Raw genomic sequence first — 23127 nt, 5'->3', positions numbered from 1 at the left:
CGTGTATGTGCCGGCGCCCTTCAGCGCCCGTCGCCCGCCTCCACGACCGTCGCGCGCGCATCGCCGCCGACGACCGTCATCCGCGCGCCGCGCCACACGACCTGCGTGCCGAACGCGGCGGCGAGCCACTCGAGTGCGAGCAGCGCGTCGCGCACCAGCACGAGCGGCAAATCGCTCCAGAACGCGCGCCAACCGTCCGAGCTGCGCGCATGCAGCGCGAGTCGCGCGACCGTGCCGATCGCGGCCGCCGCGCCGGCCGTCGCACCCGCCGCCGACGTCGGGCCGAGCCACGCGGCGAGCGCCGCGCCGATAGCGAGCCACGGCGCGGTGAACGTGATGAACAGGAATGCGAACCCAGCCGGATTCAGCGAGCGGATCGTGCGCAGCCAGCGCGTCTCGCGCAGCCACAGCGGCGCGAACGACGGCTCCGCGACGTCGGTCGCCACGTTCACCTCGGACAGCACCGTGCGCAACCCGAGGCGGCGCGGCAGTTCGGCGAGCCAGTAGTCGTCCGCGAGCTCGTCCTTCAGCGCCTTGAAGCCGCCGATCGCATCGAGCGTCGCGCGCGTCAGCACAAGCGTCGCGCCGAACCCGAAGCGGCTCGACCCGCCGAGATGGGTGATCCGGACCGACGGCGCGAACCACGCATCGACGAATTGCGCGCCGATCCGCGTCCAGAAGCCGCCGACGCTGCGCGCATGATACAGGCAAGTGACGACACCGACCGTCGGATCAGCGAGCGGCGCCGTCACGCGGGTCAGATAATCGGGTTCGACCGCGATGTCGCTGTCGGCGATCACGAGGCGGTCGTAGCGCGCATGCTCGGCGAGATTGACGAGATTGCTGACTTTCAGGTTCGAGCCGTACACGCGCGCGTCGATCACGAGCTCGATGTCGCACTCGGGATAGTCGGCCTGCAGCCGGCGCACGACGGCGACGGCCGGATCGGCGGCCGACGCGACGCCGAACAGCAGTTGGTAGCGCGGGTGCCGCTGCTCGCAGAAGGTCGCGAGATTCTCATGGAGATGCGGCTCCGATCCGCACAGCGGCTTCAGCACGCTGACGGGCTCGAAGCCGTCGCGTGCGGCCGTGCGCGGCACGCGCGGCGCGGGCGCGAACGCGGCGAGCACCGCATAGCCGCACGACGCGCAGGTGAGCGCGAGCAACGCCCATTCGACGATGGAAAGCGATCCCGTCATGCCGCGCGCCTCCGAACGATCGGGCGGCAGACAAAACGGGAACGCGGTGTTTTGGCGGGGACGATTTCGAGCACGATCCCAACTCCTCTTACTTGCACTTTCAACGACGCGCAACGCACCGGAACCGGCCGTGCGGCCGCTATCCCGAGGCTCCTCGTGCGACTTTTCGCGGCAAGCGCAGGGGGAATAGAACGGAATCCGTGAGCGCGATTGGTATGTAGGCCGCGAATTTTAGCAGCGACACGCGGGCAACGCTTGCCTCGCACGCCGAAAAGCACTGTTTCTGAACAGCAAATCCACGCAGATGCAGTCAATTTCCACGCAATTGCCCTCGTATTAACGTAAGCGCTTTGCAGGACGCACGCTGTCCAAAACGTAAGGGTTTCTGTGGATTTTTGTACCAGATGAAATATTCGAGCCAAATCGGCTCAGATTTCATCGTATTTCTCGCGATTACAGTCTATTACAGAACAATCTTTCGCGCCGCACCGCGTCACGTCGGCGCCTTCGCTCGTCCCTGTCGCCGGCAGGGATATCTTTCGGCCGCCGACGCGATCCGGAACGCTTTGGCACAATCGACCGCACCTGTTGCGTACACGCATCACCGGCAGGCCGCGCCGCATGCGCGTCGGCCCGCGTTCCGTCCTCTATGCCACCGGTCTTCACTTCGCCATGATTCCGTTTTCCGTTCTCGACCTCGCGCCGATTCCCGCCGGCGCCGACGCCGCACTGGCGTTTCGCCACGCCGTCGATCTCGCCCGGCACGCCGAGCGCCTCGGCTATCGCCGCTACTGGCTCGCCGAGCACCACAACATGCCCGGCATCGCGAGCGCGGCGACCGCGGTCGTGATCGGCCACGTCGCGGGCGCGACGCAGACGATTCGCGTCGGCTCGGGCGGCGTGATGCTGCCGAACCACGCGCCGCTCGTGATCGCCGAGCAGTTCGGCACGCTCGCGTCGCTCTACCCCGGGCGCATCGATCTCGGTCTCGGGCGCGCGCCCGGCACCGACCAGACGACGGCCCGTGCGCTGCGGCGCGATCTGGTCGGCAGCGCGGATTCGTTTCCGGACGACGTCGTCGAGCTGCAGCGCTACTTCGCCGCGCCCGTCCCCGGCCAGCGCGTGCGCGCGGTGCCAGGAGCGGGGCTCGACGTGCCGATCTGGCTGCTCGGCTCGAGCCTCTTCAGCGCGCAGCTCGCCGCGATGCTCGGGCTGCCGTTCGCGTTCGCGTCGCACTTCGCACCCGACTACCTGATGCGCGCGCTCGACGTGTACCGCGCGCAGTTCCGGCCGTCCGCCGAACTCGCGAAGCCATATGCGATAGTCGGCGTGAACGTGTTCGCCGCCGACACCGACGACGAAGCGCGGCGCCTCTTCACGTCGCTGCAGCAGCAGTTCCTGAAGCTGCGGCGCGGCACGCCCGGGCAGCTGCCGCCGCCCGTCGAGTCGCTCGACGCGCTCGGCGCGACCGAGCAGGAGCTCGCCAACGTCGCGCACGCGCTGTCGTTCGCGGCGATCGGTTCGCGCGACACCGTGCGCGAGCGGCTGCGGCGGCTGATCGCGCAGACGGGCGCGGACGAGCTGATCGTCGCCGCGCAGATCTACGATCACGGCGCGCGGCTGCGTTCGTATGAAATTGCCGCGCAGGTGCGCGACGAGCTGCGCGATGAAGCGGCGGGTTGACGGGGGAAGCGGCGGCGTGGCGGATTGACGCGCCGTAGCGGCGCGAATCCGGCGTGATATGACGGCGATGTCGATGTCGATGTCGATGTCGACGCCGATGTCGACGCCGACGCCGACGCCGACGCCGGTACGAAGATACGTCGTGCAGGAATACGAACGCCGCCGCGTGAAAGCCCTCGCATAGCGGACGATGAGCGACTGCGCGGCGATGCCCGGACACTCAAGACGCCGCCGCGAAGCGGGAACGCGCGCCTCTCCCCGCCCCGCCGAACCTCGCCGCGCCCGGCGCGGCGACGCCTACTCGCTCGCCGAGTGCATCGCGTGCACGGGCTTCACATCCGCGAGCCCGTCGAGCAGCGCCGTGTGGAACGTCGCCGGATCCTGGATCTGCGGCGCGTGGCCGAGCGACGGGAATTCGTAGAGCACCGCGCCCGGAATCGCCGCCTGCGTGCGCTTCGCGAGCGCCGGATAGCGTCCGAGCTTCGCGTGGACGTTGGGCGGCGCGACGTCCTTGCCGATCGCGGTCGTGTCCTTGTCGCCGATGAGGAGCAACGTCGGCACCTTGATCGCGCCGAACTCGTAGACCACCGGCTGCGTGAAGATCATGTCGTAGACGAGCGCCGAATTCCACGCGACGATGTCCCGCCCCGGCCCGCGATACATGCCGGCGAGCATCTGCACCCAGCGCTCGTACGCGGGCGACCACTCGCCCGCGTAGTACGTGCGCTGCTCGTAGCGGCGAATGCCGTCCGCGGTCGTCTTCAGCTCGCGCGCGTACCAGTAGTCGACCGGCAGCGCCGGCACGCCGAGCGCCTTCCAGTCCTCGAGGCCGATCGGATTGACGAGCACGAGCTGCCGCGTGTCCTTCGGGTACATCAGCGCGTAGCGCGCGGCGAGCATGCCGCCCGTCGAATGGCCGACGATCGTCGCGTCCTTCACGCCGATCGATTCGAGAAGCGCGTGCGTGTTGTGCGCAAGCTGCTGGAAGCTGTACTGATAACGCGCGGGCTTCGTCGACTTGCAGAAACCGATCTGGTCCGGCGCGACGACGCGGTAGCCCGCCTTCGTCAGCACGTCGATCGTTTGCTCCCACGTGCCTGCGCAGAAGTTTTTCCCGTGCAGCAGGACGACAGTACGGCCGTTCGGATGCTCGGGGCGCACGTCGAGGTACGCCATCTGCAGCGTCTCCCGCTGCGACGTGAACGCGTAGCGATGCACCGGATACGCGTATGCGAAGCCCTCGAGCTCCGCGCCGTACGCAGGGCCGTCGGCCTTCGCGCGCATGCCCGCGCTCGTCTGCGCGGCGACGGCAGGCGAAGCGCTCGCCTGCGGCGCGGCGGCAGTCGAAGCGACGCCCGAAGCGACAACTGGAACGGCAGCCGACGGCATGGATGCCCCTGCCGACGACGCAACGCCCGGCGAGCCCGCGAACGCCGACGCTTCCGGCATCGTCGTCGCCATGACGGCGGCCGCAGATATCGCGGCGAGCCGCGCGAACCACTCTATGCGAATCCGGAACATTGTCGAAGCCGAAAAAAGAGGAGGAAACGGCAAGCCAGACATTCGCGCAAGCCGCGCACAATTTTACTTTCGACGGGCTGACGACACCCGCGATACTGTATTACCAGATGTTTCCGCCAATGCGGGAAAGTCATGTATCTTTCGACGTAGTCCGACGCGCCTGCCGCGTGCAGGCACACTCGATCATGAAAAACGTCCTCAGCATCCAGTCGCACGTCATCTACGGCCATGCGGGCAACAGCGCCGCAGTGTTTCCGATGCAAAGGCTCGGCGTCAACGTCTGGCCGCTCAACACCGTGCAGTTGTCGAACCACATGCAGTACGGCCATTGGGCGGGCAGCGCGATCGACGCGGCGAAGATGGAGCAGCTCGTCGACGGCATCGCCGCGATCGGCGCGTTGAAGCGCTGCGACGCGGTCCTCTCGGGTTTCCTCGGCTCGCCCGCGCAGGCGCGCGCTGCCGTCGAGATCGTGCGCACCGTGAAGGCGACGAACCCGAATGCGTGGTACTTCTGCGATCCCGCGATGGGACAGACGGGCGGCATCCGGCCCGAGCCCGGCGTCGAAGAATTCATCGTCGCCGAGCTGCCCGAGCTCGCGGACGGCATGGCGCCCAATCACAGCGAGCTGCAAAAGCTCGCGGGACAGCGCATCGAGACGGTCGCCGAGGCTGTCGAAGCATGCCGCTCGATCATCCGCCGCGGCCCGCAGGTGATCCTCGTCAAGCATCTTCACGACCGCAACAGCCCCGCCGACCGTTTCAACATGCTCGTCGTCACCGGAACCGAAGCGTGGATCGGCCAGCGTCCGCTGTATGCGTTTCCGCGGCATCCGGTCGGCGTCGGCGACCTGACGAGCGCGGTCTTCGTCGCGCGGCGACTGCGCGGCGACAGCGTGCGCGCCGCGTTCGAGCACACGCTCGCCGCCGTGCACGCGGTCGTCAAGGCGACCTACGACGCGCGCCGCTACGAGCTCGAACTCGTCGCCGCGCAGGACGAGATCGCGCAGCCGAGCGAGTGGTTCGGCGCGTGGGTCACGGGCGCGGATTGATGCGGCGCGCGCGCCCGTCCGCGTGTTGATCCGCACGCGCTTTCGCCCGCATCTCCTTCGGCCGCCGCGGCGCGGAACGTTCTCGCAGTTCTCGCAGTTCTCGCAGTTCTCGCAGTTCTCGCAGTTCTCGCAGTTCTCGCAGTTCTCGCAGCCACCGCCGCAATCTCCATCCTCACGATCTCGGCCACGCTCGTCGCCGGCCCGCTCGCGCCGCGCCGCCGCGCCGCCGAACCGCCCTCCGCCCGTCGCCGCATCCGCCGCGTCGATCCCGACCCGCGTCGTCGCATTCGAGCGCGCGATCCGGCATCCGTATGCGCATCGGCGCGCGTTCATCCGAATGACACCGTTTCCCCGATATCCTCCCGGCGACGTTGCGCGGCGGCGCTGCCGCGCAAAACGGCATCACGTATCGCGACCAACTTCCATTCGGCCGCTGCCGCTCCGGCGGTCTTGCCCCCACTCCAAACAAGGAAGCGACAACATGACCAAACAGAATCGCCGCGACTTTCTGCGCCTCGCCGCCGGCACGGCGGGCGCCGCCGCCTTGCAGTTCTTTCCGCCCGTGATCCGCGAAGCGCTCGCGATTCCCGCGAACCGCCGCACCGGTACGATCCGCGACATCGAGCACGTCGTGGTCCTGATGCAGGAAAACCGCTCGTTCGACCATTACTTCGGCAAGCTGCGCGGCGTGCGCGGCTTCGGCGATCCGCGCCCGCTCGTGATGCAGAACGGCAAGTCGGTGTTTCATCAGCCGGTGCTCGCGGGCCCGGCCGAGCTGCTGCCGTTCCATCCGAACGCGTCCAATCTCGGCATGCAGTTCCTGCAGGACCTGCCGCACGGCTGGCAGGACACGCACGGCGCCTGGAACAAGGGCCGCTGCGACCGCTGGATCGCGAACAAGGGGACGACGACGATGGCGTACCTCGAGCGCAACGACATCCCGTTCCACTACCAGCTCGCCGACGCGTTCACGATCTGCGACGCATACCACTGTTCGATCCCGAGCTCGACCGATCCGAACCGCTACTACATGTGGACGGGCTACGTCGGCAACGACGGCGCGGGCGGCGGCCCCGTGCTCGGCAACGAGGAAGCCGGCTACGGCTGGAGCACGTATCCGGAGACGCTCGAGCAGGCGGGCGTGTCGTGGAAGATCTATCAGGACATCGGCACGGGCCTCGACGCCGCGGGCGGGTGGGGCTGGACGCAGAATCCGTACATCGGCAACTACGGCGACAACTCGCTGCTCTACTTCAACCAGTACCGCGACGCGCAGCCGGGCAGCCCGCTGTACGACAAGGCGCGCACGGGCACGAACGTGAGCGCGGGCGGCACCCTCTTCGACGTGCTGCAGCAGGACGTGAAGAACGGCACGCTGCCGCAGGTGTCGTGGATCTGCGCGCCGGAAGCGTATTCCGAGCATCCGAACTGGCCGTCGAACTACGGCGCGTGGTACGTCGAGCAGGTATTGAAGGCGCTGACGTCGAATCCGGACGTGTGGAGCAAGACCGCGCTCTTCATCACGTACGACGAGAACGACGGCTTCTTCGATCACGTCGCGCCGCCGTTCGCGCCGCAATCGCGCGACAACGGGCTGTCGACGGTATCGACCGCGGGCGAGATCTTCCCGGGCGACGCGAAGCACATGGCCGGGCCCTACGGGCTCGGGCCGCGCGTGCCGATGCTCGTCGTGTCGCCGTGGACGAAAGGCGGCTGGGTCTGCTCGCAGACGTTCGATCACACGTCGCTGCTGCAATTCATCGAAGCGCGCTTCAATGACCGCTATACGGTGCGCGCGCCGAACGTGACGCCGTGGCGCCGCGCGGTGTGCGGCGACCTCACGTCCGCGTTCAACTTCTCGAGCCCCGACGGCAGTTGGCCGCAACTGCCCGACACGAGCGGCTACGCGCCGCCCGATCGCAACCGCCATCCGAGCTACGTGCCAGTGCCGCCCGTCGTGCAGTCGATGCCGAAACAGGAAGCGGGCCTGCGCGCCGCTCGCGCGCTGCCGTACGAGCTCTTCGCGTTCGGCCGCATCGACACGTCGACGGGCAAGTTCAAGCTGACGTTCGCGAACACGGGCCGCGCGGGCGCGGCGTTCCAGGTGACGGCCGCGAATCGCATCGACGGTCCGTGGGCGTACACGGTCGAAGCGCGCAAGCGGCTGTCGGACGAATGGAGCACGGCGCTCACGCTGAGCCTCTACGACCTGACCGTGTACGGTCCGAACGGCTTCCTGTGCCAGTTCCGCGGCTCGACCGCGGCGGCGCTCGGCGTCGCCGCGAACCCGGAGGTGATCTACGGCTACGACGTCGCGAACGGCAACCTCACGCTGCGCCTGTCGAACCGCGGCCGCGCGACGGTGCGGCTCACGGTGGCGAACGCGTACGGCAACGACAGCCCGCGTGTCTACGAGCTGAAGCCCGGTCAGCGAATCAACGACTACTGGGATCTGCGCGACAGCCAAAGCTGGTACGACCTGACCGTCTCCGACGGCACGCCGAACGGCTTCCTGCGCCGCTTCGCGGGGCACGTCGAGACCGGCCGGCCGAGCACGAGCGATCCGCTGATCGCGACGGTCTGAGCGTCGCCTCGTGCGATTGCGCGCGCCCCTGAAGCGGCGCGCGCGAGGACGTACGCAGGCGATCGTCCGGCTGCGCGACGCCCGGTCGCGCAGCCGCATGACTGATCGATGCCCGCCGGGCCGCTCTTCAGGACGCGCGACGAGACGCGCGCAGCACAGCGCACTTGCCGCGCAACTTTTCGATCGGTCCGGCGCGCGCCGGTGGTCCGTCATACGAAATCGGCGCTTCGCGTGAAAGGAAAGCACCGCGCCGTCCTCTCTTCGCTACGCGGCACGTCACGCGCGCGCCGTCCCGTCGCTCGCTATCTCGCTATCTCGCCGCCATCCGGACACGCGGCCCTCCGGCCGTCCATCGTCCGCCTCACCTGCGCCGCGAGAAGCCAGCCGCCGCCGCCCGTCCGAACCTCCCCCACCGCTTCCGAGCGCCCGACATCGCTTCGTCGACTTCTGCTGCAATGCGCCACACACAGGCTCGCGCACGCGCACGCCGAACTTCGCCAACAGTCTGCAGAATCCACGCTTCCCCGCCGCTCGCCGACCTCTCGCGCCACCGCACGGCTATGCGCAAATCCGCATCCGATGCGCCGCAAATCAACAAGACTCGTCCAATTTGGCCTTCTATAAATCGGATAGCCATCGCCGCTCCCGCCAAGCCGGCGGCGGCATCGGCATCTCGCATCCGCGCTTCTCGCGTCCCGTTCGTGCATCGCTACAAGGAATGAACATGAGACTCTGCCCATCACTGTCCTCCCTCGCCTTCGCCGCCGCGCTCGCGTGCGGCGCAACCGGCGCCGCGCGCGCCGCCGACGACACCCCCGTCAAGGTTGGTTTCGCCGCGCCGCTCACGGGCGTCAATGCGGGCTACGGCAAGGATCTGCAAAACGGCGTGCAGCTCGCGCTCGACGACGCCCGCGCGCAGAAGATCAAGATCGCCGGCAAGCCCGCGCGCTTCGAGCTCGTCGTCGAGGACGACCAGGCCGATCCGCGGATCGGCGTGCAGGCCGCGCAGAGCCTCGTCGACAAGAAGGTGGCGGTCGTCGTCGGCCACTTCAATTCGGGCACGACGATTCCTGCGTCGGTCGTCTACGACAAGGCGGGCATCCCCGTCATCGATCCGGCCGCGACGAATCCCGACATCACGTCGCGCGGGCTCGCGCACGTGTTCATGGTGATCGCGACCGACGGCCAGAACGCGGGCAACGCGGGCCGCTATGCGGTCGACGTGTCGAAGGCGAAGCGGATCGCGATCGTCGACGACCGCACGGCGTTCGGCCAGGGCGAAGCCGACGAATTCGACAAGGCCGTGAAGGCCGCGGGCGGCGCGATCGTCGCGCGCGAATACACGAGCAACCAGGCCGTCGATTTCCGCGCACAGATCACGAGCCTGAAGAGCAGGAACGTCGATCTGATCTTCTTCGGCGGCCTCGATTCGCTCGCCGCGAACTTCATCAAGCAAATGAAGCAGTTGGGCCTCACCGCGCAGTTCGTCGGCGGCGGCGGCGTGAAGGACGCCGAGTTCATCAAGATCGCCGGCCCCGCCGCGGAAGGCGCGATGGCGTGGGAATACGGCCGGCCGCTCGACCAGTTGCCGCAGGGCAAGGACTTCGAGGCGCGCTTCAAGAAACGATTCGGCGTCGACGTGCTGTCGTACGCGCAGTTCGGCTACGACGCGACGTGGGCCGCGATCAAGGCGATGCAGGCGGCGGGCTCGACCGATCCGGGCGCCTATCAGCCCACGCTGAAGAAGGCCGACTTCGAGGGCATCACCGGCCGCATCGCGTTCGCGGGCGACGGCTCGCTGAAGAGCGGAATGTCGACGCTCTACCAGGTGAAGAACGGCGCGTGGCAGACGATCGTCACGAAGGGAGGCTGATCGGCCATCCCTGATTTCCGCAGGCCGCACGCGACGCGCTGCACGCGCGCGGCCCGTCTCTCGACCGGCGCGCATCGCGCCCATCCCATGGAGTTTCGATGCATTCGAAAGTCGTCATCGTCGGCGGCGGCGTGATCGGCAGCGCAACCGCCTATTTCCTGCGCACGATGGATCCGGGCGTCTCCGTGACCGTCATCGAGCGCGATCCGACCTATGCGCGCGCATCGTCCGCGCTGTCCGCGGCATCGATCCGCCAGCAGTTCTCGACGCCGCTCTCGATCCGGATGTCGCTCTTCGGAATCGAGTTCCTGCGCTCGCTCGGCGAGCGGCTCGCGATCGACGGCGAGCATCCGTCGATCGATCTGCACGAAGGCGGCTATCTGTTTCTCGCGACGCCGGCAGGCGACGCGACGCTGCGCGAGAACCACGCGCTGCAGACGTCGCTCGGCGCGCAGATCCGCTATCTGAGCCGCGACGCGCTCGCCGCGACGTTCCCGTGGCTTTCCACCGACGATCTCGCGGCCGGCTGCTACGGCGAGCGCGGCGAAGGCTGGTTCGACGGCTACGGGCTCGTGCAGGCGCTGCGCAAGAAAGCGCGTGCGCTCGGCGCGCAGTATGTGAGCGCGGACGTGACGGGCGCGCGCGTCGACGGACGCCGCGTGACGCGGCTGCTGACGAGCGACGGCCACGCATACGACTGCGACGCGATGGTCAACGCGGCCGGACCGTGGGCGCGCACGATCGCGGCGCTCGTCGGCGTCGAGCTGCCCGTCCATGCGCGCCGCCGCAGCATCTTCAGCGTGACGTCGCCGGCCGCGCTGCCGCGCTGTCCGCTCGTCGTCGATCCGAGCGGCGTCTACTTCCGGCCGGAAGGCGCGTCGTTCATCTGCGGCGCGGCGCCGCCGTCCGAGCGCGACTTCGACGATCTGCCGCTCGACGACGTCGACCACGCGCTCTTCGACGACCTGATCTGGCCGACGCTCGCACATCGCGTGCCGCAGTTCGAGGCGCTGCGAGTCGTGCGCAGCTGGTCGGGCTACTACGAGTACAACGTGCTCGACCAGAACGCGATCATCGGGCCGCATCCGGCCGTCGACAACTGCATCTTCGCGAACGGCTTCTCGGGGCACGGGCTGCAGCAAGGGCCGGCGACGGGGCGCGGCGTCGCGGAGCTGATCCTGCACGGACGGTACGCGTCGCTCGACCTGTCACCGCTCGGCTTCGAGCGCGTGCTGGCTGGCCGGCCGATCGTCGAGAAGAACGTCGTTTAACGGAGGAAACCCGCGCGGCGCGGGCGGCCAGGTGTGAAGCGGCAAGCGCGCGCGGCAGTCACGCGACGTGGGTCGTCACGCGCCGACGCACGTCCGGCTCGCGCACGCAACCGCGCCCGCAATGCCTTGCGGGCAGCCGCCGTCGCGCACATGGAAAGGGCCGACGCACGCGCGACGCGTCGATCGCCGCGCGCATCGGTGCATTCGCCGTCGGCGACGCATCGACACGCGAGCCCCGCGCACGCGACAGCCGCCGCGCACGCGCGATGCCCGGCGTGCGTCAGAGCCCTACGCCGCGCGCCATCCCGGCCGCGGCAAACACGATCACGACGACGAGCGCCGCCTGAACATGGCCGATCCGCGCATACGCGGGCGCGCGAGCGAGGTCGGGCAGCATCCCGCGGCGCGCGGTGACGCGCCAGCGGATGAGCCCCATCATCGGAATCAGTTCGAACACGAGGATCAGCGCGAGCGCGCCCATCTTCAGATGAAAGAGCGGCGCGTGCAGATAGTATTCGCCGCCCTTCTCGAAGCCGCCGAACGCACGGACAATGCCCGTCGTGATCAGCACAAGCGCGGACACGCCCCAGATCGCGTCCGCCCTGAACACGGCGGGCAGATCGGCGGACTGCCGCGACGCAGCGACGCGCCGCAGCGCGCGGTTGCGCGCGGCGATCGACGCGAACGCGAAACCGAACGCGAGCAGATGGACGGCTGCAAGCAACCATCGAACGGTCAACATCGGTCCTCCTGGTGTCGGCGAAGCGAACGCGGCGGCACGAGCCGGCCCGCCCGCGTCACGCGATCTGCTTGAGCGACGCGTCGAGCGCGCGCGCCGCGACGCGGTCGCCTTCCGTCGCGAGCGGCACGCGCATCACGATCTGGCGGTTATGGCCGACTGCGGCGGGCGAATCCCACAGCAGCTCGATCTTCGGTCGCGCGAACCGCCGGCCGTTCCCCTGCGCGGGCGGCGCGGACGCTGCCGTTCGCGGCGAAGAAAGCGATGCGGCGGGCGCGTCGGCGTCGGCCGCGTCGGCTGCGGCGGGCGCGACGGATCGCGGCTCGACGGACCGAGGCGCGGCGCCCTTCGGCCAGCGGACCGACAGCTCGCGCGCGTCGTATTGCCCGACCTTGCGGCTTTCCATCCAGACGACGACGGTGCGCGTCAGCGTATCGAGCGAGATTGCATAGCGGCCGATCGCGTAGCGGCGCGCGGCGACGTTCGTGCGCCACAGCGCGCGCGGCCGGCACATCCAGACGACGGCCGCATAGAGCGCGGGCGCGGCGACGAGCCAGCCGTTGCTGACCGTCAGCGCGTGCAGCGCGCGGCGCCAGCCGGCCGCCCATGCGAACACGCCGACCGACCATACGGCGAACAGGAAGCTGAGCAACGCGAAGAAGCGCAGCGCCTGGCGCAGCCACTGCGGAAGCGGATGGAACGGCCGCTCGGCGCGCGCCTGCGCGCCGGGGAGCACGAGCAGCAGGAAGATGAGGACGACGTTGATGCATGCCCACGGCGACGACGCCATCGCCGACAGCGACGCGCGATAGCCCATCAGAGACATCGAGAAGAGCCAGCGGGCGAGCAGCACGAGACCGATGGCTCGCAACGCGAAAATGACGCCCGAGCCGGGAGCCGGATTCGCGCGCGTGGTTTTCGTTCTCGCCAAAACTCTCTCCTCTTGACGGCCTTGCCGGGGCCTGATTTTACGGCACGGCCATTATAGGGACATTACTAGGTCGGCTGACGCCCCCGCGCCGCAAATCGCCGGTTTGCGGCGTTTCGGAGCGCGGCGGCGCGGCGCGGATACAACAGATGCCGGGCGCGCGCGCCCGGATCGGCCGGGTTCCCGGCCCCGAATGCAAAATGCCCCGCCCGGTGGGCCCGGGCGGGGCATCGATGAAGCGTGCGGCGCGCAAGCACATCCCCGCAGACCTCGCGCGCGGGAAAGACGCGACGCGTCAGCCTGCGTTGACTTCGCGCAGCACGGTGCGGCGCTTCTGGCGCAGCAACTCTTCGTAGCCCTTCAGGTAGTTCTGCGCCATCACCTTCGACGTGAAGCGCGCGTCGAACGCGCCGCGCACCCGCTCGCGCGGCAGCGTGTGCAGACGCTTGACGGCGGCGACGGCCGACAGCTCGTCCTCGACGACGAAGCCCGACACGCCGTTGTCGATCACTTCAGGCACCGAGCCGCGCTTGAACGCGATGACGGGCGTGCCGCACGCCATCGCCTCGATCATTACGAGGCCGAACGGCTCCGGCCAATCGATCGGGAACAGCAGCGCGTGCGCGTTGCCGAGGAACTCGGCCTTCTCGGCTTCGCTGATCTCGCCGATGTACTCGACGTGCGGCAGCGAGAAGAGCGGCTTGATCTTCTCTTCGTAGTACGCGCGGTCGGCCTTGTCGAGCTTCGCCGCGATCTTGATCGGCATGCCGGCCTGCTCGGCGATCCGGATCGCCGTGTCGACGCGCTTCTCCGGCGAGATGCGGCCAAGGAACGCGAGATAGCCCGGCTTCACGTCCGGGATCGGCTTCAGCAGGTTTTCCGGCAGGCCGTGATAGACGGTCGACAGCCAGTTCGCCTGCGGGAGCGGCACACGCTGGTTGTCGGAGATCGACACGACGGGCACGTTGTCGAACGTGTTGAAGATCGGCTGCAGTTCCGGCAGGTCGAGGCGGCCGTGCAGCGTCGTCAGATGCGGCACTGGCTGGCGCGAGAACAGCGGAAACGGGTAGTAGTCGATGTGGAAGTGCAGCACGTCGAATTCGTCCGCGCGGCGGCGCACTTCCTCGAGCAGCAGCATGTGCGGCGCCATCACGTCGCGGATCGTCGGATCCAGGCGCAGCGCCTGCGGCCACACGGCCTCGAGCTTGGCGGAGGTCTGCGAATCGCCGCTTGCGAAGAGCGTGACGTCATGTCCCATCTCGACGAGCGCCTCGGTCAGATAGGACACCACCCGTTCGGTACCGCCGTACAGTTTCGGGGGAACCGCTTCGTGCAACGGAGCGATTTGAGCGATTCGCATGTGTAACTCCTAAAAAATCGGCAAAAAATAAAGCAGCGGGTCGATCGCCCGCCTGCCGAACGCCGCCGCGACGTCGGTTGGACGTCCGGCGAGCCGGCTCGCGACACTGAAGCTGCGTTGCCTCGCAGGCCGCGCCGCACGCGCAGTTAACGTTTCAGCGGAGAATCCGTTGACAGGTTCCAGTAAAACACCTAAGGGCAAACCCGAGGGCGATTATCGGGTGTCGCGGACAGTGCGGCGCACAACATTTCAAAGTCTTTACGTTGTTACAAAGACGCAACACTTTGCCAATCTCCTGACCTGAAGACCGTCTTAGAGTAGTTGCGTCTGCCCCGCTCCATGCGCGGACAGGCCGTGCGCGCGGCGGTTTCGTCGAACGACGAGAGGAACGCGCCACAAGACGCAAAATTTTATCCCAAAATGAGTCGCATACCCCGGCGTTACGCAACTCGGGCGCAGCGCGACGCACCGGCTTGATTACAATGCCGGCTTTCGCCTGCTTCTCGGCGCGACGTTCGGACGCGGCGTTCAACCCTCGTTTCACCACACGCACTGATTTTGGAAGCTCTCAACCCTGCCCAGCGCAACGTCTACAACGCGAAGCTCGCGAGCTACGCCAATCGGCCGCTCGCGTTTTTGTTCCGCTACATCCGGATGCACCCCGTCGCGCACGTCATCGTGCTCGCGAGCGTACTCGCGGCGGTCGGCTGCGCACTCGGCTCGCAATATGCGATCAAGCACCTGATCGACGTGCTCGCGGCCGGCCGCCATCATCCGGGCCCGCTCTGGGGCGCGTTCGCGCTCCTCGTCGGCCTCATCGCCGCGGACAACCTGCTGTGGCGCGTCGGCGGCTGGGTCGCCGCGCACACGTTCGTCGCGGTGACGGGCGACCTGCGCCGCGACCTGTTCCAGTATCTGAGCGGCCACTCGCAGACCTACTACGCGGAGAAGCAGCCCGGCACGCTCGCGAGCCGGATCACGGCGACGTCGAACGCGATCTACACGGCCGAGAACACGATGGCGTGGAACGTGCTGCCGCCGTGCATCGCGGTGATGGGCGCGATCCTGATGATCATCGTCGTCAATCCGCTGATGGCGCTCGGCCTGCTGTCGTGCTCGGCCGTGCTCGCGATCGTGCTGTTCAAGCTCGCGAGGCGCGGCTCGGTGCGCCACCACCGCTTCGCCGCGAAGGCCGCGGCCGTCGACGGCGAGCTCGTCGACGTAATCGGCAATATGGGCCTCGTGCGCGCGTTCGGCATGACGCTGCGCGAGCAGAAGCGCTTCGGCGCGACCGTCAAGGCCGAAATGGACGCGCGCCAGCAGAGCCTGCTCTATCTGGAGAAGCTGCGTCTGCTGCACGCGGTGATCACCGCGATGCTGTCGGCGGGCCTCCTCGGCTGGGCGCTGTGGCTGTGGGACCAGGGCCGCGCGACGTCAGGCGACATCGTCCTCGTCAGTTCGCTCGGCTTCACGATCCTGCACGGCACGCGCGACCTCGCCGTCGCGCTCGTCGACGTCACGCAGCACGTCGCGCGCCTCGCCGAAGCGGTGAAGACGCTCCTCGAGCCGCACGGGATGCCCGACCGCTCGGACGCCGTCGCGCTCGCGCCGCGCGGCGGCCGCGTCGACTTCGAGCGCGTGACGTTCGCGTATCCGCACCGCCGGTCGATCCTCGACCACTTCGACCTGCACATCGAACCCGGCCAGCGCGTCGGCCTGATCGGCAGGTCGGGCGCGGGCAAGTCGACGGTGCTCGCGCTGCTGCAGCGCTTCTACGACATCCAGCAAGGGGCGATCCGGATCGACGGCCAGGACCTCGGCTCGATCACGCAGGAGAGCCTGCGCCAGTCGATCGCGCTCGTGCCGCAGGACATCTCGCTCTTTCACCGGTCGATCTACGAGAACATCGCGTACGGCCGCCCCGACGCGACGCACGAGGAAGTGCTCGCCGCCGCGCGCGAAGCGCGCTGCACCGAGTTCATCGAGGCGATGCCGGAAGGCTTCGAGACGATCGTCGGCGATCGCGGCGTGAAGCTGTCGGGCGGCCAGCGTCAGCGGATCGCGATCGCGCGCGCGATCCTGAAGAACGCGCCGATCCTGCTCCTCGACGAGGCGACGTCGGCGCTCGACAGCGCATCCGAGGAAGCGGTCCAGGCGGCGCTCGACCGGCTGATGACGGGCCGCACGGTGATCGCGATCGCGCACCGGCTGTCGACGCTGCGCAACTTCGACCGGATCATCGTGATGAGCGCAGGCAAGGTGATCGACGACGGCAGCCCCGACGTGCTGCGCAGCCGCCCGGGCCTCTATCGCGACCTGCTCGCGAAACAGCACAGCGGCCGGCACCTGCCCGCGCCGGCGGAGCGCCGTGGCGGCGAAGACTCGTCGGCGGCGGGAGACGAACGCGTCGCGTAACGTCGCGTGCCGTGCGGCACGCCTCGCGGGCCGCAGCGCGCGACGGTGTCAGTCGATACTGCTCGGCCTCGATCGGCACGAAGTGGACAGCACGGGCCTCAACAGTAAAAAGGCCCGACCGGCATATGCCGGTCGGGCCTTTTCGTTGTACGCGCCATGAACGATTGGCGCGGCGCCCGGCAGTCGCCATGTCCAGCCTTTCGCGTCTAGCGTCTCGCACGTTGCGTCCCGGCTCTCTGGCTTCGCAAATATAGATCTCGACACACATTGCGCACGCGAACGCGTTGCCCCGAACACCGGGAAGCAGCAGCAGCCAGCCTGCGCCGCGCCCTATCGCCCGAGATCCCGCAGAAAGTTGTCGCGCCACACCGACACGTTGTTCTCGCGCAGCCGGGCGAGCATGTCGGCGTGACGCGCGCGCCGCTCGGCGAGCGGCATCGACAGCGCACGCGACAACGCGTCGGCCATCCCGCCGATATCGATCGGATTGACGATCAGCGCCCCCGTCAATTCGTACGCGGCGCCCGCGAAGCGCGACAGCACGAGCACGCCGGGATCGTCCGGGTCCTGCGCGGACACGTACTCCTTCGCGACGAGGTTCATCCCGTCGCGCAGCGGCGTCACGTAGCCGACGCGCGCGAGCCGGTACAGCGCGGCGAGCACCGTGCGCTCGTACTGCCGGTGGATGTAGAGGATCGGCGCCCAGTCGAGCTCCGCGAAACGGCCGTTGATGCGCCCCGACTCGCCTTCGAGCTGCCGGCGGATGTCCTGGTACGCGCGCAGGTCGGCGCGCGTCGACGGCGCGATCTGCAGGAACGACACGTGATTGCGAAACGACGTCTCGTGCTCGAGCAGCTTCTCGAACGCCCGAAAACGCTCGACGAGTCCCTTCGAATAATCGAGCCGGTCGACGCTCATCACGAGTTGCCGGCCGCGCAGCGACGCCGCGAGCGATTTCACCGCGCGGCCGTTCTCGCCCGCCTTCGCGAGCGCGGCGATCTCGTCCGGATAGACGCCGATCGGATACGCGGCCGCGCGCAGCGTGCGCCCGAACGCGTGGACGCGCGCCGGATGCGCGGCGCGATCGACGGCGCCGCCCGCTTCGTATTCGACGTACTCGAAGAACGCGCGCAAATCGGTTTCGGTCTGGAAGCCGAGCAGGTCGAACGAGCACAGCGCCTCGACGAGCTCGCGATGCGGCGGCACGTTGACGAGCACCTGCGCGGCCGGAAACGGAATGTGCAGGAAGAAGCCGATCCGGTTCTTCACGCCCGCCGCGCGCAGCGCTTGCGCGAACGGAATCAGGTGATAGTCGTGCACCCAGATCACGTCGTCGTCGCGCAAGAGCGGCACGAGCTGCTGCGCGAGCCACACGTTCACGCGCGAGTAGCCTTCGAACTCGTGGCGATCGAACTGGATCAGGTCCGCGCGGTAATGGAACGCGGGCCACAGCGTCGCGTTCGAAAAACCGCGGTAGTACTGGTCGTAGTCGCGGCGCGACAGGCCGATCGTCGCGAACGTGACGGGGCCGTGCTCTTCGACGCGGATCTGCGGCGCGCCGGACGCGACCACGTCGCCGCTCCAGCCGAACCACATGCCGCCCGTTTCCTTCAGCGCGTCGTAGACGCCGATCGCGAGGCCGCCCGCGGCCGGCTCCCCCTCCGAGATCGGCGCGACCCGATTCGAGACGATGATGAGACGACTCATGCCGACGCGCGCCCCGCGTCGATCCAGCGCGCGACCTGCTCGCGGAACGCGGCGACCGAATCGATGCGCGTGCGCGCCGTCGTGTCGCCCGCGCCGACCTTGATCGACAGCCCGCCGTTCGCGTTGACGACGGCGAAGCCCTGCTCGTCGGTCAGATCGTCGCCGGCGAACACCGGCATGCGGCCGGCGAACGGCGGCTCGTTCAGGAACGCGGCGACCGCGCGCCCTTTGTCGACACCCTTCGGCTTGATCTCGAACACCATCTTGCCCGGCTGCAGCACGTACGCGTCCGGATAGTCTGCGACGAGCCGCTCCGCCGCCGCACGCGCGACGCTTTCGCGCTCGGGCGCGTTGCGAAAGTGCAGCGCGAGCGCCGCGCCCTTGATCTCGAGCAGCATGCCCGGATGCCGGTCGACGACCGCCGCGAGCTCGCGCTCGATGCGCAGCAGACGCGGATCGTCGAAGCCGATCCGCTGCGTGTCGCCGTTGGCGTCGCGCCGTTCGGCGCCGTGCAGGCCGGCCACGGGCAGATCGGGCAGCTTGAGGAACGCGTCGATGCTGTCGATGCCGCGCCCCGACACGATCGCGACCGCGCCGTGCGCCAGCCGCCGCAGCGCGTCGACGAGCGCGGGCACGTCGGGCGGCACCTGGATCGCGTCGGGCGTCGGTGCGAGGTCGACGAGCGTGCCGTCGAAATCGAAGAAGAACGCGGTGCGGGTGAGAGGAAGGGAAAGCGGGATGGATTGCATCGATTCGCTGATGAGAATGGCTGCCGGCGGGCGCGCCCGCCGGGCGAATGTGCGCATCTTACCGCGCCTCGTGCAGGATGAACAAAAGCGCGGACCTGCGACGCGCGGCCGACGCATGCGCATCGCTGCGACATTTTGCCCCGGTTCGGTGCGCCGCGCGCGTTTCGAAAAGACGATCCCGATCAAATTGCGCTACAGTCGCAACCGCTAACAGAAACAGCGCGACGCCGATCCGCCGCGGCGCTCGGCTCGCGGCCCGCAGCCGGGCGCGGCGCGATCGATGCGACATCCATGGCGTCCGCGCCACGCGCCGCGATCGAGCCCGAGACTGCCGCGCGTCGCCGTCGCGCACGATTGCTTCGAACCGAATTCGCCGATGCCGTTTCCCCTTTTCGCGGCGCGCACGCGCGCCGCATCGCCGGCTTCCGCCCGCCGCACGCGCGTGATCCGCTTCGCCGCCGCGTGCGCGGCGGCGGCCGCGCTCGCCGGCTGCACGCCGCGCGGCGAACCTTGGCGCCTCACGAACGTGACGGGCCATCTGCCCGACCTGACGTTCTCGCTTACGGGCGAAGACGGCAAGCCGATCGACGCCTCCGCGTTCCGCGGCCGCGCCGCCCTCGTCTACTTCGGCTACACGCATTGCCCGGACGTGTGCCCCGAGACGATGGCACGCCTGATGCAGGTACTCGCATTGCTGGGTCCCGACGCGCGCAACGACGTGCGCATCCTGTTCGTGTCGGTCGACCCGGCGCGCGACACGCCGGCCGCAATGCGCGACTACGTCGGCGCATTCGACGCCGAGCATGCGTACGGCCTCACCGGCAGCGAGCGGCAGATCGAGTCGCTCGCGAAGCGCTACCGCGTCGCGTATCAGATGGAAAAGCGCGATCCGAACGGCAACTACGAGGTCACGCACAGCTCCGCCGTCTACGTGTTCGATGCACAAGGCCGCGCGCGCCTGCTCGCGACCGATCAGGATTCCCCCGACGCGATCGCCGCCGATCTGCGCCGGATCATCGTCAACCGTTCCTGAACCGGAACTCATTTACCGCCTAACCGATGACGCTCAAACTCAAATCCCTCGCCGCGCTCGCCGCCCTCTCGCTCAGTCTGCACGCCTACGCCGCCGGCGCCGCTTCGATCAGCGCGCAGAACGCATGGGTGCGCTGGCTGCCGAACAAGCTGCCCGCTGCGGGCTACGTGACGCTCGTCAACGCGAGCGACAAGCCGATCGACCTCGTCGAGGTCGAGAGTCCCGAGTACGGCATGACGATGCTGCATCAGACCGTGTCGAACGGCTCGACGCAGAAAATGGAGATGGTCGACAAGCTGACGATCCCCGCGCGCGGCAAGGTCGACATCGCGCCGGGCGGCTATCACTTCATGCTCGAAGCGCCGAAGCGCGCGATCAAGCCGGGCGACACCGTGCATCTGCGCATGCAGTTTTCCGACGGCGAGAAGCTCGACGCGCCGTTCGTCGTGAAATCGCCCGCGACCGCCAAGTAAGTCCCGCGCGATGAACCTGCTGTACTGGCTCGAGCCGTGGGAGCCGTCGCCCACCGTCGTGATCGCGGTGCTCGTCGCCGGCGTGCTGTTCGCGCGCGGCGCACGCAAGGCGAAGGTGTCGCCGCTGCGGCAGTTCTCGTTCTGGCTCGGGCTGACGGCGCTCTACGTCGCGCTGCACACGCGGCTCGACTACTTCTTCGAGCACGAGTTCTTCATGCACCGCGCGCAGCACCTGGTGCTGCATCACCTCGGGCCGTTCTTCATTGCGCTGTCGTATCCCGGCGCGGCGATCCGCGCGGGCATCCCGTTCGCGTGGCGGCGCCGCTTCGTGCGCCCCGCGCTCGCGCAGCCGATCGTGCGCGCGACACTCGACATCGTGTTCAATCCGGTCGTCGCGGTCGTGCTGTTCGTCGGCCTGATCTATTTCTGGCTGCTGTCGCCGATCCACTTCGTCGCGATGCTCGACTGGCGGCTTTATCGCGTGATGAACTGGAGCATGGTGATCGACGGACTGCTGTTCTGGTGGCTCGTCGTCGATCCGCGTCCCGCGCCGCCCGCGCGGCTCGCGCCGGGGCGCCGCATCCTGATCGCCGTCGCGGCGATCCCGCCGCAGATCCTGCTCGGCGCGCTGATTTTCTTCACGCCGCACGAGCTCTATCCGATCTATTCGATCTGCGGACGCGCGTTCACGTGGCTGAGCCCGCTGCGCGACCAGCAGATCGGCGGGCTGCTGCTGTGGATTCCCGGCTCGATGATGAGCGTGATCGGCGCGCTGATCGCGCTGCGGCACTGGATGCGGCTGTCCGCACGCGGCCGGCTGGCCGACGAGCGATCGGCGCGCGCCGAACTCGCGCGCGCCCGCGCCGCCCGCTCGGCATCTTGACGATCGCGATACGCACCGAACCCGCATGCCGCATCGGCGGGTTCGGCGCGGCGTTCATCGCGCGGGCGAACGCATCCACACGTGCGGAATGCCGTCTTCGTCGTGCACGTCCGAACTGGGCGCGAAACCGAACGCGCCGTAGAACTTCTGCAAATGCGCCTGCGCGTGCAGGCTGACCGGCGTGCCGGGCCATTGCGCGCGAATGCGCTCGAGCGCGGCCGCGAGCATCGCGTTGCCAAGACCCATTCCGCGAAACGGCTGCGTCGTCAGCACGCGGCCGATGCGGATATCCGGCTCCGCCGCGTCGGGCAGCAGCACGCGCAGATAGCACGCGAGACGGCCTTGCGCGTCGTATGCACCGAGGTGCCACGCGTCGGAATCGGCGTGATCGATGTCGCGGTACACGCAGTTCTGCTCGACGACGAACACGTCGCTGCGCGCGGCGAGGATCGTGTAGATTTCCTGTGGCGTCAGCGCGTCGAACGGCTTCCAGCGCCATTCGAGCGATGCCGGCGGCTCCCCGGCGATAACGGACGAAGCGGCGGTCGTGGATGAAGACATGATCGAAATTCCGAATGAATGGCGGCGCTGCTGCAAAGCGCGGAATGATCGATTATGCCTCGGACGGGCTCGCGGCCGCGAACGCGGATGTGGATGTGGATGTGGATGTGGATGCGGATGCCGATGCAATGCCGACGCTCGTCTCAGCGACATCATCCGCACACGCGCGCTTGTTCGCGACAGCCGCGCATAGAAAAAAGCCCCGCTCGTCGCGGGGCGCCGCGCTTACGCGCTCATCTTGCCGAAGCGGCCGCTGTTGAAATCGTCGACCGCCCGACGGATCTCCGCTTCGCTATTCATCACGAACGGCCCGTAGCCGACGATCGGCTCGTCGATCGGTTCGCCGCTCAGCCACAGCAGCGTCGTATCGTTGTTCGCCTCGATCTCGACGTCGCGTCTGTCCCGCGCGAACTGCACGAACTGCGCTTCGCGCACGACTTCGTCGCCGTTCACGAGCACGGTGCCGCGCAGCACGACGAGCGCGAGCGTGCGGCCTTCGTCGACGCCAAAGCGCGCGCGGCCGCCTTGCTCGAGGCGCACGTCCCACACGTCGAGCGGCGTGTGCGTGCGCGCCGGCCCGCGACGGCCGTCGAACTCGCCCGCGATCACCCGCACGCGGCCGGCGCCGTCGGGCAGCTCGACGGACGGGATGCTGTCGCTCAGCAGCGTCTGATAGCCGGGCTCCGACATCTTGTCCTTCGCGGGCAGGTTCACCCACAGCTGCACCATCTCGAGCATGCCGCCGTTGCGCGCGAACTGCTCCGAATGGAATTCCTCGTGCAGGATGCCGCCCGCCGCCGTCATCCACTGGACGTCGCCCGGACCGATGTGACCGCCCGCGCCCGTCGAGTCGCGATGGTCGACTTCGCCCTGATAGACGATCGTCACCGTCTCGAATCCGCGGTGCGGATGCCGGCCGACGCCGCGCCGGCGGGTCGTCGGCTCGAAGCGTGCGGGGCCGGCGTAATCGAGCAGCAGGAACGGGCTCAGATGCGCGCCGTGGCTGTCGTAGCTGAACAGGGACCGCGCCGGAAAGCCGTCGCCGACCCAATGCGAGCGAGGCGCGCTGTACACGCCGACGATTTTCTTCATCTTCCTC

Annotated in this window: 19 protein-coding genes; 10 read left to right on the top strand and 9 right to left on the bottom strand. The window is 68.3% G+C overall.

Annotation, left to right across the window (positions count from 1 at the left end; translation table 11 throughout):
- Window positions 1–20: 20 nt before the first annotated feature.
- The gene (gene hpnI, locus WS70_RS06235; RefSeq protein WP_059468989.1) at window positions 21–1199 is read right to left on the bottom strand and encodes a bacteriohopanetetrol glucosamine biosynthesis glycosyltransferase HpnI; all 1179 of its coding nucleotides are present in this window, start codon (window positions 1197–1199) and stop codon (window positions 21–23) included.
- A 672-nt stretch (window positions 1200–1871) separates the two neighbouring features.
- Here hpnI and WS70_RS06225 point away from each other — a divergent pair.
- The gene (locus tag WS70_RS06225; RefSeq protein WP_059597288.1) at window positions 1872–2882 is read left to right on the top strand and encodes an LLM class flavin-dependent oxidoreductase; all 1011 of its coding nucleotides are present in this window, start codon (window positions 1872–1874) and stop codon (window positions 2880–2882) included.
- A gap of 297 nt (window positions 2883–3179) precedes the next feature.
- Here WS70_RS06225 and WS70_RS06220 read toward each other — a convergent pair whose 3' ends face one another.
- A complete protein-coding gene (locus WS70_RS06220) occupies window positions 3180–4403 on the bottom strand; it encodes an alpha/beta fold hydrolase (protein ID WP_059597251.1) in 1224 nt (407 codons plus the stop codon).
- 185 nt (window positions 4404–4588) lie between these two features.
- Here WS70_RS06220 and pdxY point away from each other — a divergent pair, with 185 nt between their 5' ends.
- The 4 genes from pdxY (at window position 4589) to WS70_RS06195 (ending at window position 11180) form a co-directional block, all read left to right on the top strand.
- Complete coding sequence (gene pdxY / locus WS70_RS06215) at window positions 4589–5452, top strand: pyridoxal kinase PdxY (protein ID WP_059469016.1); 864 nt, start codon at window positions 4589–4591, stop codon at window positions 5450–5452.
- Between the two features lie 481 nt (window positions 5453–5933).
- A complete protein-coding gene (locus WS70_RS06205) occupies window positions 5934–8036 on the top strand; it encodes a phosphocholine-specific phospholipase C (protein WP_059468986.1) in 2103 nt (700 codons plus the stop codon).
- Between the two features lie 724 nt (window positions 8037–8760).
- Window positions 8761–9909 carry a branched-chain amino acid ABC transporter substrate-binding protein gene (locus WS70_RS06200; RefSeq protein ID WP_059597289.1) on the top strand — a complete coding sequence of 383 codons (1149 nt, stop codon included), beginning with the start codon at window positions 8761–8763 and terminating at the stop codon, window positions 9907–9909.
- A 98-nt stretch (window positions 9910–10007) separates the two neighbouring features.
- A complete protein-coding gene (locus tag WS70_RS06195; RefSeq protein ID WP_059468985.1) occupies window positions 10008–11180 on the top strand; it encodes an NAD(P)/FAD-dependent oxidoreductase in 1173 nt (390 codons plus the stop codon).
- 280 nt (window positions 11181–11460) lie between these two features.
- Here the strand turns inward: WS70_RS06195 and WS70_RS06190 are convergent, their stop codons facing one another.
- The 3 genes from WS70_RS06190 to WS70_RS06180 form a co-directional block, all read right to left on the bottom strand.
- Complete coding sequence (locus WS70_RS06190) at window positions 11461–11922, bottom strand: DUF2214 family protein (RefSeq protein ID WP_082722260.1); 462 nt, start codon at window positions 11920–11922, stop codon at window positions 11461–11463.
- A gap of 55 nt (window positions 11923–11977) precedes the next feature.
- Entirely contained in the window at window positions 11978–12850 is an 873-nt protein-coding gene (locus WS70_RS06185) for a hypothetical protein (protein WP_059468984.1), read from the bottom strand.
- A gap of 292 nt (window positions 12851–13142) precedes the next feature.
- Window positions 13143–14207: a glycosyltransferase family 4 protein gene (locus WS70_RS06180; RefSeq protein ID WP_059468983.1), complete on the bottom strand. Its 1065-nt coding sequence runs from the start codon at window positions 14205–14207 to the stop codon at window positions 13143–13145.
- A 558-nt stretch (window positions 14208–14765) separates the two neighbouring features.
- Between WS70_RS06180 and WS70_RS06175 the strand changes: the two genes are divergently transcribed.
- Entirely contained in the window at window positions 14766–16622 is a 1857-nt protein-coding gene (locus WS70_RS06175) for an ABC transporter ATP-binding protein (RefSeq protein WP_059597252.1), read from the top strand.
- A 330-nt stretch (window positions 16623–16952) separates the two neighbouring features.
- Here the strand turns inward: WS70_RS06175 and otsA are convergent, their stop codons facing one another.
- Together otsA and otsB are read right to left on the bottom strand one after the other, a co-directional pair.
- Window positions 16953–18329 (bottom strand): alpha,alpha-trehalose-phosphate synthase (UDP-forming), encoded by a 1377-nt coding sequence (otsA, locus tag WS70_RS06170; RefSeq protein ID WP_059468981.1) that lies wholly within the window; start codon window positions 18327–18329, stop codon window positions 16953–16955.
- Window positions 18326–19135 (bottom strand): trehalose-phosphatase, encoded by an 810-nt coding sequence (gene otsB / locus WS70_RS06165; RefSeq protein ID WP_082715856.1) that lies wholly within the window; start codon window positions 19133–19135, stop codon window positions 18326–18328. The genes otsA and otsB overlap by 4 nt, the downstream gene beginning before the upstream one ends.
- Between otsB and WS70_RS06160 the strand changes: the two genes are divergently transcribed.
- The 4 genes from WS70_RS06160 to WS70_RS06140 all read left to right on the top strand — a co-directional run bounded on the left by WS70_RS06160 (window position 19068) and on the right by WS70_RS06140 (window position 21467).
- Window positions 19068–19289: a hypothetical protein gene (locus tag WS70_RS06160; RefSeq protein WP_059468979.1), complete on the top strand. Its 222-nt coding sequence runs from the start codon at window positions 19068–19070 to the stop codon at window positions 19287–19289. The two genes, otsB and WS70_RS06160, sit on opposite strands and share 68 nt — an antisense overlap.
- Before the next feature lie 165 nt (window positions 19290–19454).
- Window positions 19455–20111, top strand: coding sequence for an SCO family protein (locus WS70_RS06150; RefSeq protein ID WP_059597291.1), 657 nt, complete (start codon window positions 19455–19457; stop codon window positions 20109–20111).
- 26 nt (window positions 20112–20137) lie between these two features.
- Window positions 20138–20584: a copper chaperone PCu(A)C gene (locus WS70_RS06145; RefSeq protein ID WP_059597253.1), complete on the top strand. Its 447-nt coding sequence runs from the start codon at window positions 20138–20140 to the stop codon at window positions 20582–20584.
- Window positions 20585–20594: 10 nt separating this feature from the next.
- Window positions 20595–21467 carry a cytochrome c oxidase assembly protein gene (locus tag WS70_RS06140; RefSeq protein ID WP_059597254.1) on the top strand — a complete coding sequence of 291 codons (873 nt, stop codon included), beginning with the start codon at window positions 20595–20597 and terminating at the stop codon, window positions 21465–21467.
- Between the two features lie 54 nt (window positions 21468–21521).
- Here the strand turns inward: WS70_RS06140 and WS70_RS06135 are convergent, their stop codons facing one another.
- Together WS70_RS06135 and WS70_RS06130 are read right to left on the bottom strand one after the other, a co-directional pair.
- Complete coding sequence (locus WS70_RS06135; RefSeq protein ID WP_059469013.1) at window positions 21522–22028, bottom strand: GNAT family N-acetyltransferase; 507 nt, start codon at window positions 22026–22028, stop codon at window positions 21522–21524.
- 225 nt (window positions 22029–22253) lie between these two features.
- Window positions 22254–23120 (bottom strand): pirin family protein, encoded by an 867-nt coding sequence (locus tag WS70_RS06130; protein WP_059597255.1) that lies wholly within the window; start codon window positions 23118–23120, stop codon window positions 22254–22256.
- Between the last annotated feature and the right edge of the window lie 7 nt (window positions 23121–23127).

Origin of the sequence: Burkholderia mayonis (assembly GCF_001523745.2) — a bacterium.
GTDB classification, from domain to species: domain Bacteria; phylum Pseudomonadota; class Gammaproteobacteria; order Burkholderiales; family Burkholderiaceae; genus Burkholderia; species Burkholderia mayonis.
Note: the sequence above shows the minus strand (reverse complement) of the source record. Positions and strands in the feature narration are given on the sequence as shown.

Excerpts from the sequence above, each read along its gene's own strand:
- otsA (WP_059468981.1), bottom strand. The coding sequence starts at position 18,329 with ATGAGTCGTCTCATCATCGTCTCGAATCGGGTCGCGCCGATCTCGGAG.
- WS70_RS06205 (WP_059468986.1), top strand. The coding sequence starts at position 5,934 with ATGACCAAACAGAATCGCCGCGACTTTCTGCGCCTCGCCGCCGGCACG.
- WS70_RS06180 (WP_059468983.1), bottom strand. The coding sequence starts at position 14,207 with ATGCGAATCGCTCAAATCGCTCCGTTGCACGAAGCGGTTCCCCCGAAA.
- WS70_RS06220 (WP_059597251.1), bottom strand. The coding sequence starts at position 4,403 with ATGTTCCGGATTCGCATAGAGTGGTTCGCGCGGCTCGCCGCGATATCT.
- WS70_RS06140 (WP_059597254.1), top strand. The coding sequence starts at position 20,595 with ATGAACCTGCTGTACTGGCTCGAGCCGTGGGAGCCGTCGCCCACCGTC.
- WS70_RS06145 (WP_059597253.1), top strand. The coding sequence starts at position 20,138 with ATGACGCTCAAACTCAAATCCCTCGCCGCGCTCGCCGCCCTCTCGCTC.
- WS70_RS06135 (WP_059469013.1), bottom strand. The coding sequence starts at position 22,028 with ATGTCTTCATCCACGACCGCCGCTTCGTCCGTTATCGCCGGGGAGCCG.
- WS70_RS06160 (WP_059468979.1), top strand. The coding sequence starts at position 19,068 with ATGGATTGCATCGATTCGCTGATGAGAATGGCTGCCGGCGGGCGCGCC.
- WS70_RS06130 (WP_059597255.1), bottom strand. The coding sequence starts at position 23,120 with ATGAAGAAAATCGTCGGCGTGTACAGCGCGCCTCGCTCGCATTGGGTC.
- WS70_RS06225 (WP_059597288.1), top strand. The coding sequence starts at position 1,872 with ATGATTCCGTTTTCCGTTCTCGACCTCGCGCCGATTCCCGCCGGCGCC.
- WS70_RS06195 (WP_059468985.1), top strand. The coding sequence starts at position 10,008 with ATGCATTCGAAAGTCGTCATCGTCGGCGGCGGCGTGATCGGCAGCGCA.
- WS70_RS06190 (WP_082722260.1), bottom strand. The coding sequence starts at position 11,922 with ATGTTGACCGTTCGATGGTTGCTTGCAGCCGTCCATCTGCTCGCGTTC.
- WS70_RS06150 (WP_059597291.1), top strand. The coding sequence starts at position 19,455 with ATGCCGTTTCCCCTTTTCGCGGCGCGCACGCGCGCCGCATCGCCGGCT.
- pdxY (WP_059469016.1), top strand. The coding sequence starts at position 4,589 with ATGAAAAACGTCCTCAGCATCCAGTCGCACGTCATCTACGGCCATGCG.
- WS70_RS06200 (WP_059597289.1), top strand. The coding sequence starts at position 8,761 with ATGAGACTCTGCCCATCACTGTCCTCCCTCGCCTTCGCCGCCGCGCTC.
- otsB (WP_082715856.1), bottom strand. The coding sequence starts at position 19,135 with ATGCGCACATTCGCCCGGCGGGCGCGCCCGCCGGCAGCCATTCTCATC.
- hpnI (WP_059468989.1), bottom strand. The coding sequence starts at position 1,199 with ATGACGGGATCGCTTTCCATCGTCGAATGGGCGTTGCTCGCGCTCACC.